Annotated in this window: 15 protein-coding genes and 1 pseudogene; 13 read left to right on the top strand and 3 right to left on the bottom strand. The window is 43.7% G+C overall.

Going from position 1 to position 14,819, the window contains the following annotated elements:
* The 6 genes from ACRRS0_RS01095 (at position 1) to ACRRS0_RS01120 (ending at position 6,984) form a co-directional block, all read left to right on the top strand.
* Positions 1 to 1,077: an ABC transporter permease gene (locus tag ACRRS0_RS01095; protein ID WP_432455047.1), complete on the top strand. Its 1,077-nt coding sequence runs from the start codon at positions 1 to 3 to the stop codon at positions 1,075 to 1,077.
* 111 nt (positions 1,078 to 1,188) lie between these two features.
* A complete protein-coding gene (locus ACRRS0_RS01100; RefSeq protein ID WP_432455046.1) occupies positions 1,189 to 2,019 on the top strand; it encodes a transketolase in 831 nt (276 codons plus the stop codon).
* On the top strand, positions 2,012 to 2,956 hold the full coding sequence (locus ACRRS0_RS01105) for a transketolase family protein (protein WP_432455045.1): 945 nt from the start codon (positions 2,012 to 2,014) through the stop codon (positions 2,954 to 2,956). The genes ACRRS0_RS01100 and ACRRS0_RS01105 overlap by 8 nt, the downstream gene beginning before the upstream one ends.
* 1 nt (position 2,957) lies before the next feature.
* Entirely contained in the window at positions 2,958 to 4,451 is a 1,494-nt protein-coding gene (locus ACRRS0_RS01110; RefSeq protein WP_432455044.1) for an FGGY family carbohydrate kinase, read from the top strand.
* 1 nt (position 4,452) lies between these two features.
* Positions 4,453 to 5,871 carry an L-fucose/L-arabinose isomerase family protein gene (locus ACRRS0_RS01115; protein WP_432455043.1) on the top strand — a complete coding sequence of 473 codons (1,419 nt, stop codon included), beginning with the start codon at positions 4,453 to 4,455 and terminating at the stop codon, positions 5,869 to 5,871.
* A gap of 168 nt (positions 5,872 to 6,039) precedes the next feature.
* Complete coding sequence (locus ACRRS0_RS01120) at positions 6,040 to 6,984, top strand: sugar-binding transcriptional regulator (protein ID WP_432455042.1); 945 nt, start codon at positions 6,040 to 6,042, stop codon at positions 6,982 to 6,984.
* Between the two features lie 255 nt (positions 6,985 to 7,239).
* On the opposite strand, the gene ACRRS0_RS01125 is transcribed toward ACRRS0_RS01120, so the two are convergent.
* Together ACRRS0_RS01125 and ACRRS0_RS01130 are read right to left on the bottom strand one after the other, a co-directional pair.
* Complete coding sequence (locus tag ACRRS0_RS01125; RefSeq protein WP_432456116.1) at positions 7,240 to 7,455, bottom strand: DUF2061 domain-containing protein; 216 nt, start codon at positions 7,453 to 7,455, stop codon at positions 7,240 to 7,242.
* A gap of 90 nt (positions 7,456 to 7,545) precedes the next feature.
* Positions 7,546 to 7,701 (bottom strand): annotated as a pseudogene (locus tag ACRRS0_RS01130) (DUF2061 domain-containing protein); the annotation flags it as partial.
* 358 nt (positions 7,702 to 8,059) lie between these two features.
* Between ACRRS0_RS01130 and ACRRS0_RS01135 the strand changes: the two are divergent.
* The 3 genes from ACRRS0_RS01135 (at position 8,060) to ACRRS0_RS01145 (ending at position 11,379) form a co-directional block, all read left to right on the top strand.
* Positions 8,060 to 9,049, top strand: a complete 990-nt coding sequence (locus ACRRS0_RS01135; protein ID WP_432455041.1) for a transposase — start codon at positions 8,060 to 8,062, stop codon at positions 9,047 to 9,049.
* 312 nt (positions 9,050 to 9,361) lie between these two features.
* Positions 9,362 to 9,919 carry a zf-TFIIB domain-containing protein gene (locus ACRRS0_RS01140; protein WP_432455040.1) on the top strand — a complete coding sequence of 186 codons (558 nt, stop codon included), beginning with the start codon at positions 9,362 to 9,364 and terminating at the stop codon, positions 9,917 to 9,919.
* Between the two features lie 375 nt (positions 9,920 to 10,294).
* Positions 10,295 to 11,379 (top strand): IS3 family transposase gene (locus tag ACRRS0_RS01145; RefSeq protein ID WP_432451743.1). Its coding sequence is split into 2 segments (ribosomal slippage): positions 10,295 to 10,544 and positions 10,544 to 11,379, totalling 1,086 coding nucleotides; the frame shifts between segments, so codons are not numbered across the junction.
* A 34-nt stretch (positions 11,380 to 11,413) separates the two neighbouring features.
* Here the strand turns inward: ACRRS0_RS01145 and ACRRS0_RS01150 are convergent.
* Entirely contained in the window at positions 11,414 to 12,340 is a 927-nt protein-coding gene (locus tag ACRRS0_RS01150; RefSeq protein WP_432455039.1) for a hypothetical protein, read from the bottom strand.
* 240 nt (positions 12,341 to 12,580) lie between these two features.
* Between ACRRS0_RS01150 and ACRRS0_RS01155 the strand changes: the two genes are divergently transcribed.
* From ACRRS0_RS01155 to ACRRS0_RS01170, 4 genes are all read left to right on the top strand, one after another.
* Positions 12,581 to 12,751, top strand: a complete 171-nt coding sequence (locus ACRRS0_RS01155; RefSeq protein ID WP_432455038.1) for a hypothetical protein — start codon at positions 12,581 to 12,583, stop codon at positions 12,749 to 12,751.
* A 371-nt stretch (positions 12,752 to 13,122) separates the two neighbouring features.
* Positions 13,123 to 13,884 (top strand): hypothetical protein, encoded by a 762-nt coding sequence (locus tag ACRRS0_RS01160; protein ID WP_432455037.1) that lies wholly within the window; start codon positions 13,123 to 13,125, stop codon positions 13,882 to 13,884.
* Positions 13,881 to 14,546, top strand: a complete 666-nt coding sequence (locus ACRRS0_RS01165) for a hypothetical protein (RefSeq protein ID WP_432455036.1) — start codon at positions 13,881 to 13,883, stop codon at positions 14,544 to 14,546. Before ACRRS0_RS01160 ends, ACRRS0_RS01165 begins: the two co-directional genes overlap by 4 nt.
* Positions 14,543 to 14,812: a hypothetical protein gene (locus tag ACRRS0_RS01170; protein WP_432455035.1), complete on the top strand. Its 270-nt coding sequence runs from the start codon at positions 14,543 to 14,545 to the stop codon at positions 14,810 to 14,812. The genes ACRRS0_RS01165 and ACRRS0_RS01170 overlap by 4 nt, the downstream gene beginning before the upstream one ends.
* Positions 14,813 to 14,819 lie beyond the last annotated feature (7 nt).

Genomic DNA, 14,819 nt, shown 5'->3' on the forward strand with positions numbered 1-14,819 from the left:
ATGAAAGCCAAAGTAATCGAGGGCATGGCGATGCCAACATCTCAGTTTAATTCAGCAAACATCGGTTTGATGTTATTGAAGTTAAGAACTTTTATAGCATTATTCATTATCTTAGGATTTTTCTCATTTACCGTGGATGGATTCCTTGCTCCGGGTAGTTTAATCATCATGGTTAAACATATCTCGATCAATGCTTTTCTCGCCTTGGGAATTACATTTGTCATCATCACCGCAGGTATCGATCTATCGATCGGTGCAACCCTTGGGTTTTGTGGCATGGTTGCAGGCTTCATGATTTCTAAGGGGATCGTGTTACCCATGTTTGGCATTGCTATATTTCCCAGTGTGTGGGTGATCGTGCCAACTGTAATGGTCGTTGGGGGCCTGATTGGTGCATTGAATGGAGTTCTTATCACGCGTTACAACGTTGCGCCCTTTATCTGTACTTTGGGCACCATGTATGTGATTCGGGGAGCTGCCATGTTGTTGTCTGGGGGAGAGACATTTCCAGGGCTACAGGGGAACGCGTTACTGGGTAATACGGGCTTTGACCAGATTGGTGCGGGTTATTTGTTTGGTATTCCGTATGCCATCTGGATGATGTTTGTGGTTGCGGCAATTATTGCATATGTGGCTAAAAAACTGCCCTTTGGTCGACACGTATATGCGATTGGTGACAATGAGCGGGCGGCTGAGCTTTCCGGAGTGAAAGTGAAAAACGTCAAGATTTGGGTTTACACCATATCCGGTTTGTGTGCGGCGATTGCAGGTATTGTGGTGACATCTCAATTAGTTGCAAGTCATCCTGCAACTGGTACTGCCTTTGAGATGAATGCGATTGCTGCCGTGGTTCTCGGTGGAACTTCTTTAGCCGGGGGACGTGGGACGATTACAGGGACGCTTATTGGTGCCTTTGTTATTGGTATTTTGGCTGATGGCCTAGTCATGATGGGGGTGAGTGAATTCTGGCAAATGGTGATCAAAGGCATCGTCATCATTGTTGCGGTTATTATTGATCAGATGCAAAGCAAGATGCAGTACAAAGCTGCGATTACGTCTCAGAAGTCTGTTGACTAGGTTTATTGTTGGAGAAGCAAAATATCGTCTTGTTCACATTTTGATCTTTTGACGCTATTTTTTTTCTCCCCATGAATATATATTCAGTATTGAATATATTGGAGGTTTGTTATGAATCCTTATCGTTTATCAATTGATGAACTTGCTAAGAAAGCCACCGATATTCGCAAACGAATTGTGGTGCTAAATGCGGAAAGTCCCGCTGGTGGACACACTGGTGCTGACTTATCGCAAGTCGAGCTCGTCACATCTTTATATTTTCGAATTTTAAATTGCTCTCCTGATCGGCTCGATGATCCAGAGCGTGATATTTACATTCAATCGAAAGGCCATGCTGCAGGTGGCTACTACTGCTGTTTATCTGAGGCGGGTTACTTTCCAAGTGATTGGTTAGCGAGCTACCAGCACCCTGATTCCAAATTGCCGGGCCACCCGGTGAAACACAAGACGCCGGGCGTGGAACTTAACACTGGAGCGCTTGGTCATGGTTTACCAGTCGCCGTTGGGCTTGCATTAGCGGCCAAAAAGTCGGGTAGCCAGCGAAAGATTTATGTATTGACTGGGGATGGTGAATTGGCCGAAGGAAGTAATTGGGAAGCGGCTTTAGTGGCAGCCCATTATGGATTGGATAACTTAATTATTATCAATGATAAAAATAAGCTGCAGTTAGCGGGCTTTACCAAAGACATTCTGCAAACCGATCCCTTGGATAAGAAATGGCAAGCCTTTGGAATGCAGGTGAGTGAATGTGAAGGCAATAACATTGCGTCGGTCGTCTCGGCTCTGGAAAGTTTGAAGCCCGAGGGAAAACCGCATGTGGTGATTGCCAATACCATTAAAGGTGCGGGGATCTCGTTTATTGAAGGGCGTCCAGAATGGCATCACCGAGTTCCGAAAGGGGAAGAAGTCACTTTAGCGTTGGAGGAGTTGAATCATGGCTAACGCAGAGCATTTTGCAAATATTATGGTTGAACGTTTTATCGCAGCTGTGAATCGAGGGGTCGATCTTGTGCCGGTGGTTGCCGATTCAACCTCTACCGCGAAGATTGCACCGTTTATTCAGGCTTTTCCTGATCGCCTCGTCAATGTTGGGATCGCCGAGCAAGCCTTGGTGGGAACGGCGGCCGGTTTAGCGCTTGGCGGAAAGGTCGCGGCAACCTGTAATGCGGCGCCATTTCTGATCTCACGTGCGAATGAACAGGTTAAGGTGGACGTTTGTTATAACAATACTAATGTGAAGTTATTTGGTCTTAATTCGGGCGCTAGTTATGGCCCCTTGGCCAGTACTCACCATAGTATCGATGATATTTCGGTGATGCGGGGTTTTGGCAATATTGAGATTTTTGCGCCGGCATCGCCCTTACAGTGTCGTCAAATTATCGATTATGCGATTGAAAAACAAGGCCCTGTTTATATCCGGATGGATGGTAAAGAACTCCCTGAGTTATTTGAGCAAGACTATCAGTTTAAACCGGGACAGATTGATGTATTAGCAACAGGCTCTGACCTGGTATTCGTGGGTATGGGCTCAGCCATGCATGAAGTTGTCGCGGCGGCCGAGCAACTTCGTGAGCAGGGAGTTTCGCCGAAAGTGCTGTGTATCTCTTCGATCCGACCGTGCGATGTTGAGCAGTTAGCCAAGCTTTTGGCAGGTATAAAACATGTGATTAGCGTGGAAGAACATAATGTCAATGGAGGCGTCGGTGCTTTGGTTGCGGAGGTGATTGCTGAATTTGGTACGGCAAGTCGTTTGAAACGGCTTGGGATCCCAGATGGTGGCTATGCCTTAGCGGCCGATCGTAAATCATTACGCGCACATCACGGGATTGATGCCAAGGGCATCGTGAGCCATGCGCTTGAGATGCTCAAGGAGAACTAATATGTCTCAGCCGTTTATCCTCGCCATTGATGAGGGGACCACCAATGCCAAAGCGATTGCCGTGAACCAAAGTGGCGAGGTATTGGCGAAGGGCAGTGTGGGTCTTGAATTGACTCACCCTCATCCGGGCTGGGCGGAGCAAGATCCAGAACAAATTTGGCGGGCAACTGTTGCAGCCATCGAGCAATGCGTGGTGGCGCTTGAGCCTGATTTGCTCGCTGGTATCGCGATCAGTAATCAACGCGAGTCGGTGTTAGTTTGGGATCGTAAAACTGGAGCGGCCTTAACACCGTTGGTGAGTTGGCAGTGCCGTCGCTCGGAAGCAATTTGTGAGCAGGTCGGCCAAAAGCCGGAAGCCCAACAAGTCAAAGCCTTAACCGGATCGGTGATCGATCCGCTTTTTCCTGCATCAAAGATCCGTTGGTTGTTAAATCATATCGACAACGGAACGGAACGGGCATTACGGGGTGAGTTATGTGCCGGAACGGTCGACAGTTGGTTGGTTTGGAAATTGAGTAACGGTAAGCAATTTGTTACCGATGCTTCTAACGCTTCGCGTTACCAATTGTTCAATATTAATCGCTTTGCATGGGATCCCTTATTGTTAGATTTGTACCAGATCCCTGTGCAATGCTTGCCAAAAGTGGTTGCCTCTAGCGGTGAGCGAGGCCTAACACAAGGTTTATCCTTTGTTGCCGATGGTGTGCCTATTTTGGCGCAAGCGGGTGATTCTCATGCGGCTCTATATGGTCAGGGTGGGTTTAATCCCGGAGTTGTGAAGGCGACTTATGGTACTGGTAGTTCGTTGATGGTGCGCATCGAACAGGCACCTAAACACGATTTTGGCGTGTCGACTACGGTGGCTTGGGATGATGGTAAACCCAGTTTGGCGATGGAAGGAAATATTACCCATACCGGCTCGGCGATTAAGTTCATCTCTAAAATATTGGGGATCTTGGATATCGACACGCTCAGCCAGCTTGCTTGGTCGGTCGAGGATGCAAATGGTGTCTTTTTTGTGCCCGCGTTGGCGGGTTTGGGAGCGCCGCATTGGGACGTGAAGGCGCGAGGTTTAATTACTGGCTTAACCGATGCCGTCACACCCGCACATATTGCCAGAGCAGCTTTCGAATCGGTCGCATACCAAGTGGCTGATTTATTGTTTGCGATGGAAGCTTCTGCCGAAATCTCACTATATGAGCTTTCGGTTGACGGTGGACCTACCCAAAATCGTCAATTGATGCAATTTCAAGCAGATTTACTACAAAAACGGATTGTGAAACGCGATGTTGTTGAAGTTTCAGCTCTTGGCGCGGCTTTTCTTGCGGGTAAAGCTTTAGGCTGGTGGCCAGACGCCGCCAGTCTATCGAAGCTTTTGCCAGCGAGTGAAGTCATCACTCCAAATCCAAATATGATCCATATTCACAATAATTATAAGTCGTGGAAGCGAGCGGTTCAGCGAACTCGTTTTCAAGCTAATGACGGAGAGGTCTAGAATGAAAGATACCCAACAACAAACTACCTTAGCGGTTTTATTTGGTAACCGTAATTTCTTCCCAAGTTACCTGCTGGATGATGCCCGCAAAGATACTCAAACGGTGTGTGAAAGCTTAGGTATTAAAACCATTATGTTGTCAGATACCGAAACTCCCTATGGAGGGGTGGAGACCTATCAACATGCAAAAATTGCCGCCGAAATGCTCAAACAGCATAAAGATGACATTCAAGGGATCTTAGTTTGCTTGCCAAACTTTGGTGATGAAAAAGCAATTGCCGATGCCATCCGTATATCTGGTGTGAATGTTCCGGTACTAATTCAAGCGGAATCCGATTCGCTAGATAAGATGGGCTTAGCCACCCGTCGTGACAGTTTCTGTGGCAAGATTTCACTGTGCAATAATCTTCGCCAATATGGCATTCCTTTTTCACTGACAACTCAGCACGTATGTGAGTTGAAAAGCGATGTATTTCTAAAAGATTTAACTCAATTTGAAAATGTTTGCCGGGTTGTTAGCAAAATGAAAGGTTGCCGTGTGGGGGCGATTGGTGCCAGACCTGCCAGCTTTAATACTGTTCGTTATAGTGAAAAAATTCTTGAGCGTTTGGGCGTTACCGTTGAAACGATTGATTTGTCGGAAATTTTCGCAAGCGTAGACAATGTGCAAGATAACGATTTGCGGATTGCCGAGAAGCTGAGCTTATTGAAGTCGAATGCAGATACCCAAGAGATCGCCGAAGACAAGTTGCTAACAATGGCTAAATTGTTTGTGGTGATTAGCCAGTGGATTGCCGAAAACGACATTCATACCACCGCCATTCAGTGTTGGACCTCGTTGCAGAAAACACTGGGGGTAAATGTTTGTTCGATTATGAGCGTGATGTCTGGCCAGCTGATCCCAAGTGCCTGTGAAGTTGACGTGATGGGAGCGTTGTCGATGTACGCGCTGTCCATGGCTTCGCAAAAACCAGCATCGATAGCTGATTGGAACAATAACTTTGGTGAAGATCGCGATAAGTGTGTGTTATTCCACTGTGGTAACTTCGCGACCTCAGAATTAGATAATCCTTTTATGAGCACCGCCGATATTATTGGCACCACGGTGGGTTGTGGGAATACTTGTGGCGCGATAAATGGCCGGATGAAACCAGGTCCGCTTACTTATTTCCGCCTTTCTACCGATGACTTTACCGGGAAAGTAAAATCTTACGTTGGCGAAGGAAAATTCGTTGATGATGACTTAGATACTGTTGGCTGCCGCGCGGTGGTTCAGGTTAAAGAGCTGGAAACCCTACTCTCGCATATTTGTAATAATGGTTTTGAGCACCATGTTGCAATGAATCACTCGTCAACTGGGGATGTGCTTTATGAAGCATTCACCAAGTACTTGGGGGTTGAATGCTACCAACATAGTTAGTGGTTTGAGATTTCCATCCAAGATAAGTTTTTGAAAGCTTGTTGAGGGCCTTGACCAACTTGCCTCGCAAGTTGGTCTTTTTTAAACATAAGCTTTTCGTGAATTTATATGCAAAATTGAATATAATTGCGGGCAAGTATATCCCGTATATTTGTTGTAAGGATGATTATGTTGAAGAGAGACGAACAGCGATTATTAGTCAAGATTGCCACACTTTATTACAACGAAGGTAAAAAACAGTCTGAGATCGCGAAGAAGCTCGACCTTTCTCAATCATTTGTTTCTCGGGCGCTTTCACGTTGTACCAAAGAAGGCATCGTTAAAATTAGTGTGGTTCAACCTGCCAACGTGTACCTAAATCTAGAAGCTGAATTGCAAAATAAATATTCTTTGATGCAGGCGATTGTGGTGGATGTGGCAGAAAATGCCGATGAGTATATGATCAAACGGGCAATCGGCTCGGCTGCCGCGCACTATATGCAAACCTCTTTACCAGCTAGCTCCTTAGTGGGCGTTTCCGCTTGGAGTGGCACCATTCGAGAAATGGTTGAACAGTTACATCCGCTTAATGTAAAAGCAAATGGTGTTGTTCAACTATTGGGAGGGGTTGGAGTAAATGGCAACGCTCAGGCTTCTATGCTTACTCATTCATTAGCCGAACTACTCAATTGTCAGCCTCATTTATTGCCGTCTCAGAGTATCGAAAGAACAGTTAATTATAAAAAAATGCTACTCAATACCGAAGAAGTCAGCTCAGTGGTCAGCCTCTTTAATCAAGTGGATTATGCCTTGGTTGGGATTGGCATGCTGGAGCCATCTCATTTATTAAAGTCTTCTGGTAACTACTATAACCCTGACATGTTGGAAGAGCTCTCTAAACGCGGTGCGGTTGGTGATATTTGCTTGCATTATTTTGATGCTGACGGGAACGCCGTGTTAGCCGAAGATGAAGATCCGGTGATAGGTATGGATCTTAAGTTACTTAGAGACTGTCCTCGGGTGGTTGCCTTAGCTGGTGGTTTAGATAAATTGGCGGCGATTAAAGGCGCACTTACCGGTGGTTATTTAGATATTTTATTTGTAGATGTTCATACCGCAAAGAAATTGATTTAATCCTTTTAGGCTGGCAGCTTTGCTGGTTTCACACCCAGAGTTTGTGAGTTATTGAAAAACATAAACATGCTGTTTCTACTTAGCACATAAATCATCTTTGGCTTACAAAATACGCAGAATGATATCGCTTCAAGCCAGCTGAATGCTGGCTAACATGCTAAAACACCAGCAATACTTAAATCGACCGCTAATGTTGCCTGTTGCATCAATAAGCAGTCATCAAGGCTTTGATTAAAAAAGAGGATGCCAGCATCTTTATGATGCGTAGTGCATACTTCCCTTAGCAAAATCAGTCTGCTGAGTTCTGCGTAGCCATACTTTTTCGTGGAAGAAGTAAGCCACCGAGTTAATTGTTGGTTCAATCGTCGCCATCAGACCACCAATGAAAGAATCGCCGGTTAATGTATAGGTGACCATAAATGCCACACTGAAGTGAATCACCGCAAAGCTTATCGTTTTCACTTGTGTCATCGATTCATGACGTTTTAGAAATGAGATGTTCTGCCAAGCTTTTTCGTGAGCATAAAAAGCGCAGGTATTGATTGAAGGTTCAATCATGGCAATTAAGCTGCCGAGCAAGAAGTCACCGGTTAAAGTAAAAGCGACCAAGGTTGCAATGGTAAAGTGAATTGCTGCAAAAGTTATTGTCTTGATCATCGTGTTGCCCCTAAGAATTTTCTCTATGTCGATGTGGATATTATTGAGAATTATTCGCATTACTTAAAATGGATAGTTTCGATGAGTACGATAGTTTTGGGCTATCGAAATTAAATAATTGATTGTTTGTCAAGTGAGGTAGGCAAAACTCAAGCTAAATCTGGTGCCGCCAAATGCTGAAGACATGTGTCATCGTTCGAGTAGAAGTGCTGCATGATGAACACATCGATGCTGAAGGCAGTTCTGAGTGCTGGATTGAACTCAATGAGAAAGAGATATCTAGAGAGATAACTAGACATCCACCCCAACTAGCCAAATGCCAGTAATAATCTAGAGAGATAACTAGACATCCACCCCAACTAGCCAAATGCCAGTAATAATCTAAACTATCAATAGTTGATTTTTGGGAGTTATTGCCATGCCTCGGTCAAGACAGTCGCAAGTGAGCTTATCGGATACATCTTACTATCATTGTATTTCCCGCTGTGTTCGGCGGGCTTTTTTGTGCGGTAAAGACCAACACACAGGTAAAAGCTATGAGCACCGTCGCCAGTGGGTGGAAGATTATTTGCTCAAATTGACGTCGGTGTTTGCCATTGATGTTTGTGCTTATGCAGTGATGAGTAATCATACTCATGTGGTATTGCACATCGATAAGGCCAAAGCTAAAGCTTGGTCCATGGATGAAGTGTTAGAACGCTGGCATAGTCTGCATCAGGGCACCTTACTGACTCAGATGTATCTCAATTCTGAGTTAGGTCCGAAGTTAAGTGAGGTGCAACTACAGGCCATTCACGCCACAGCTGAAGTCTATCGGACTCGCCTTTTTGATTTAAGCTGGTTTATGCGCCATTTGAATGAATACATTGCTCGAGCTGCCAATAAAGAAGACCAATGTACCGGTCGTTTTTGGGAGGGGCGTTTTAAATCTCAAGCCCTATTAGATGAAGCAGCCCTAGCAGCTTGTATGGCTTATGTGGATTTAAACCCCATTCGCTCAAATATAGCGAGCACGCCTGAAACCTCGGACCACACCAGTATCAAACAGCGCATTCAGCAAGCCAAACAAGGTCAGCAACCCAAGCCGCTAATGCCTTTTGTCGGTAATCCCAGAGAAACCATGCCTAAAGGCTTGCCTTTCGAGTTACAAGACTACCTGCAACTGGTGGAACTTACCGGTCGCGTTATCAGAGAAGATAAACGTGGTTATATCGATGATGCACAAGCGCCCATTTTACAGCGCTTACAAATCGATGAGGAAAGCTGGTTAGCCTTGAGCACGGGTTTAGAGCATCACTTCGCCAGTGTGGTTGGGGCTGGGCATTCACTAGAACGCTACAAGCGTGAGCACAATCAACTTCGCATCAAAGGTATGGCAGCTGCCAAGCGCTGGCTCGATGTTGGCTAAGTAATTTATGGTCTGATTTTTGTCGACCGAGTAGGTCTTTAGCAAACCTAGAAACACTGCGTCCACGAGCTTGTTTATTGCGCTATCTCGCCATAAAAACGTCTATTAATGCTACAACTTTTACATTCAGGTCGCTTTCTGTGTATGAGGAGTTGATACTCATCGCATGATGTTGGTGGTTCAATTGAAGCCTTAAGATGGCTGTCTTGAATAATTTTGCGAAAAGGTGTTATTGTTGGTTTTGTTTTTAGAATGGGTGTCTAGTTTATTGAGAATGGGTGTCTAGTTTATTCAGTTTTCACGAGGGAAATTATGAATTGTACAAGTTGTAAAAATGGAGCGTTATTTCCGAGTTTTATTGACGGCCAATTTCGTGCACATACGTGCTCAAATTGCGGTGGTAACTGGATTTTAATCGAAGACTACGTTTCATGGAAAGAAAGAAATCAAGACTACAAATTTTCTGAAGATATTTCGATTGAAGAATCTGAAGTAATGGATAACAAAAAAGCTATGTTGTGTCCGTCATCTGGGACAATAATGAGAAAATTTAGAATATCTTCTCAAAATGAACATAAAGTCGATTATAGCTCTGTTGTTGGTGGATTATGGTTAGATAAAGGTGAATGGGAATTATTAAAAAGCGAGGGATTAGCTGGTTGTTTAAATTCAGTAGTAACACAAACTTGGCAGCGTAATATTCGTCAAGATAGCGCAAAGCAAAATCTTGCAGATATTTATGAATCTAAATTTGGTGTTGAAACTTACTCTAAATTAAAAGAAATGCGTGCTTGGTTAATGTCACAAGAACATAAATCAGATTTAAGAGCTTACCTTTTGGCAGAAGACCCTTATTCCGCAGATAAGTAGTAAAACAACATAACAAGCCATTGCAGTGCTGGGATTTTTACAGTTGGATTCTCTCACTGCGTTCGGGTCTTAGCCAACAATAAAAAGTCCCTGAATGGGGCGTTGCATCCAAGATGGCTGTCTTGTTTTCATTTAATCATGGGTGTCTTATATAATTCTTTTAGGGCTAAGTTAATCCTCGACTTAAACTTATCTCATTAAATTGCTTAGTTTTTTTGAGCTATAGCCTAGGTAAGTGTCGCAAAAAGGTGTTATTGTTGGTTTTGTTTTTAGAATGGGTGTCTAGTTTATTGTTCATTTACATGGTAATCCCCCCGAAAATTAATCCCATGCAAAAGTAGAATTTTCTCGTATAGTAAATACAGGAGATTCAACATGAAAAAGTCACGTTACACGGACAGTCAGATCTTATCTATTCTCAAGCAGGCTGAGGCTGGTACACCTGTTCCTGAGCTCTGTCGTGAGCATGGAATGAGCAACGCAACCTTTTACAAGTGGCGTTCGAAATACGGCGGTATGGACGCATCCCTTATGGCGCGGATGAAAGAACTCGAAGATGAAAATCGACGGCTTAAAAAGATGTATGCGGAAGAACGCCTTAAAGCAGAGGTGATCTCAGAGGCGATGGCAAAAAAGTGGTGAAGCCCTGTGAGCGTCGATTGATGGCTCAGCGTTCGGTGGCGAACTATCACATCAGCATTAAAAGTGCATGCTATTGGTTTGGGATCAGCGAGACCTGCTATCGCTATAAATCGAAGCTTCAACCTGAGAATGAGTTGATAGCTCAGGAGTTAGTAACGCTGTGCAACAGTGAAGACTGCTCTGACTGGGGCTTTGGCCTGTGTTTTCACCATTTGCGGAACGTTAAAGGGTATACATGGAACCATAAGCGGGTTTATCGGATCTACTGCGAATTGGCTCTAAACTTACGTATTAGGCCAAAACGACGCCTGAATCGCCATACGCCAGAGCCTCTTAAAGAGCCGATTAAAACAAACCAAGTTTGGTCCGTGGACTTTATGCATGATCAGCTATCTGATGGCCGGAAGTACCGTTTATTCAATGTGATAGATGATTACAAACGTGAAGGTCTGGCGTCAGAACCTGATTTTTCAATGCCCACAGTACGAGTCACTCGGATCTTAGAGCAGCTCATCGAACAACGAACCAAACCTGTTGCGATCCGCTGCGACAATGGTCCTGAGTTCATTAGCCATGCGTTTATTAAATGGGCCAACAACCACGACATTCGAATCGATTATATTCAGCCAGGAAACCCACAACAAAACGCGTATATAGAAAGGTTCAACCGTACTATGAGGTTTGGCTTAGTGAGTAAGTATTTGTTTGACACACTTGAAGATGTTCAAGATCGGGCGACCCAATGGTTATGGTTCTACAATCATCAACGACCACACCTTGCAAATGGAGGGTTCCCACCACTAAAAACGGCAGCATGAATTCTACGAATAAATGCGGTTAATAATGGGAGGATTACCACATTTCAGTTATTATCACATAGTCATGCATCATTCGTTCGACACTATTCACGTGTTTTAACATATCAGCATTCTTCAAGTAAAAATTGAACCTGTTCGCTTCCGTAGGGACATTGCAAGGAGTTGTCCCTGAGTCAACGGACCACCTTTCTAGTAATGACCAAGCAAATACGGCTTTTTCAACGACTACTAGGTCGTCATTGTTACCCATGCCAAACTCGATGCGAATAGCTTCTTTCCCTTTATCATCGAGGTTGGGATGTAGGCTTAATTGGATCGGAATAAGTGTATTCCACTCACTATCATCATTAACTGATGATAGTGAGTTTTCATTCGTAGACGTTATACTTTTAAAGCGTGAAAAATGGAAACTTTTGAATATGGAGTGATTAGAGTCTTCTTTAATATCTTTTGCTCGAAAAACCCAGTTTAAACCATCAAAGAAAACTGTAGAGGGTTCTAATCTGCGAATGTTACGATTAAGACTATTAGCAGATATGTATTCTCCGACAACTTGTTTGTTGTCTGTAATAGCCCTTGTAATGACAGCTACTGAACCTGGATCTAGATCGGTTTTCAAATCACAAGCTCGTTTATAATAAGGGGATTCATTAGTATTTAGCTTATGGCGACAGAAACCTTCAAAATGCATTTCGAGAGCCTTACGGGCATCTATATCAACCAGAGGGGAATAAGTATCGAGTTTGATCTGGTGAGACTTCGGGTGAATATTATTTTGTTGAGTAAGTTGCTTGTACTCATTGAGATCTTTAGTTGCTAAAGGCTCAGATACACCAAATTCGTCTACTATTTCTGTTCTAAATATTTTTCCACTAAATCTAACCTTAAAATCGATAAACGCGAGTCGTACCGCTCTTGATTGGTTACCGGTTTCTTCCATTAAGCCATTGATAGTGTACATTCTGTATGTCTCTTTCAGTTTTTTGTTAACTAAATTTAACCATAGCATAGCAAAAAAAGATTTTTTACCCCACTTTTTTTGAATATTTTTCAGTGTGCAGTGTTAAAATATTAACCTGCGTCAATTAAATTTTTATATATTGGTTGATCTTTGATCGGTTTTTATGGCACAATATTAGTGTGGTCAATGCTAGATAGCTTTGTTCCATGAAATTTCATTTGAATTTGTAGGAGGGGCCAAATGGCAACTAACGGAAAAACAGGCGATAACCGTCGTCATGGTATGGTTCGCGAACGTTCACAAACTCAAACACCTTCAGGGCATTGGGTGAAGCGTGACGCGAATACTGGGCGTTTTATGGATGTGAAGCAAGATGGCGCGCCTTTTAAAGGCATCCGGAAAGAAAAATAAAAAGGCACTTTCAGTAAAATACTAAAAGTGCCTTTTTACTAGCGAAGTGAAATGTAGTCGTCATTGCAGTGATCGATTACAAGACCCAACACTAAGAGGTCTCAGGTCTCTATAGAAACCCAATCGCTCGGTGACAATTGCGATATTACCTTTCTATAGCATTCACTTCAATCGTTGAGTTCCCTCTTTATTAAAAAGTATGGAGGAATCTCTCATGAGTATTCGACCAAAACTCGTTGATGTATGCGCGTATGTGCGTCGCCGTTTCGGCCGACTCGAATACGTTTGTAAGCATAAACGTTCATATCCACTTTAAGTAACATTAATTTAGTTTGGCGGGGGTACCCGCCTTGCAGAAAGGTACTACATCTATGTTAGATCTACTGACAGATCCCTTAGTGCTCGCGGTTCTAATTGGTCCGATCGCTGGCATTGTTTGGACTAAAATACTTAATGCAGACTCTCGCAACGGTGAGGGGCTGTCAAAGGGCCATTTTAGAGTCTCGAATAGCGGCACAATAACCGCGAGTGATGACAGTAACATCCAGATTGGTCATGGCAACAACGTTACCAATCACAACTACAACGGCGGCCAATCACCGAAATCGCAAGGTGATGGTGAGGTGTTCATCTTTGGAGTGCTAGGTGTCATCGCCGCGATTCTCTATATTCGCCATCGAGAATGGGCTCTAGGTTTTAGTCTACTTTTCCTTCTTTTCAATACCGCTTTTACGCTCAGTTATTTTGAGTCCAAGAACACTAAAGTTATTAAGACCTTAGCCTATGGTGTTCTGTTTTACATTCTTTATTCCATCTATCGATCGCCCATAGACCCTTACTACGTCAGTATCGTCCAAGCGTTAAAAGGTCAAGGGTTAAAAGCCTATATCGAGGCTATTCGCTTGGATAACCTCCCTTTTCAAATCATTTTAACTGCGATAAGCCAAGCGGGGGCTCTGTTCCTCACTGTGTTTGCATCTCATGCAATTCGAACAACACATGCAGATCGAGGGTTCGCGAAAAACCTTCAAAAGATAGGTGTGATGGTCATTGTTTTAGCAATGCCGTTATATCTACTTCATGTTGAGGCAGTTAACGCCCTGATCATAACTTTTATAGGAGAAGTAATATGAAGTCATTATGGATACTCATACTTTCTGTACTTCTTTCAGCTTGTTCTGCTTCGATCCCTAAAGAAGTCGTTGAGCTGTCCTACAAAATGGATAAGGACATGACGCATGTCGAACAAGCATACATGGACTTGGTTCGTCAGCACATCAGTGTTCTTAAAAAGCAACGAGAAGACTATTTGTACAAAGAGTGGGTGCCAGCCTTGTTGGAAGACTGGATAGTCGAAGGAATGCTGATTGAAATGGCGCAGGGGAAAGTGGTTTATGACAACCAAGTGGAAGACTTTGTCGCCGTGGATAAGCCTAATAGGCTGGCTCAGTTAAATGGGGTGAAGGAATGGGCTCTAGTTGCTACCGAAGAAATTGAGGCGAAGCGCCTTGAGCTCATAGTGCCATTGGAAGAAGCTGAGTATGTGATGTTAGCTGATATTCGCCAGAGTTTCACATTAATGAAGCAGGGGAATCAAACCATTACTGCTCACCTGAATAGCATCAGAGAGGTGCAAGATGTGCAGAATGACCTACTTGAAAGTGTCGATTTAGAGCAATTAAGAAATAATATCAATCAACAACTTAGTGAGTTATCGGATCAGGCTTCTCAAGGCTTAGATAAGGTTCGTGAACTCGAACAGAAAGCACAACCTTATATGGAGAAAGTCAAATGAGTATGAGAAATCGAATTAAGAAGTCTGTTGCTCACGCGAACAGTCAATTGGCAGAGCGAGAGCTTCAGTTATTGTTAAACACTAGTTTTGAGTTGGCGACGTTAAGTCCTGCAATTAAAGGGCATGCCCAATATCAAGCGTTGATGGAGGTGATTCAAGTAGCTACGAATCGAAATTTAAGTGTGGCAGAACTTGAAAATAATATCCGACAGCTTGGTGAAGAGACTTGGCTGCTGGCACAAGACATCGTGAAAGCCGTTCGATAGGAGGAAC

The sequence above is a fragment of the Agarivorans sp. QJM3NY_29 genome, from assembly GCF_050870835.2.
Lineage (GTDB): Bacteria > Pseudomonadota > Gammaproteobacteria > Enterobacterales > Celerinatantimonadaceae > Agarivorans.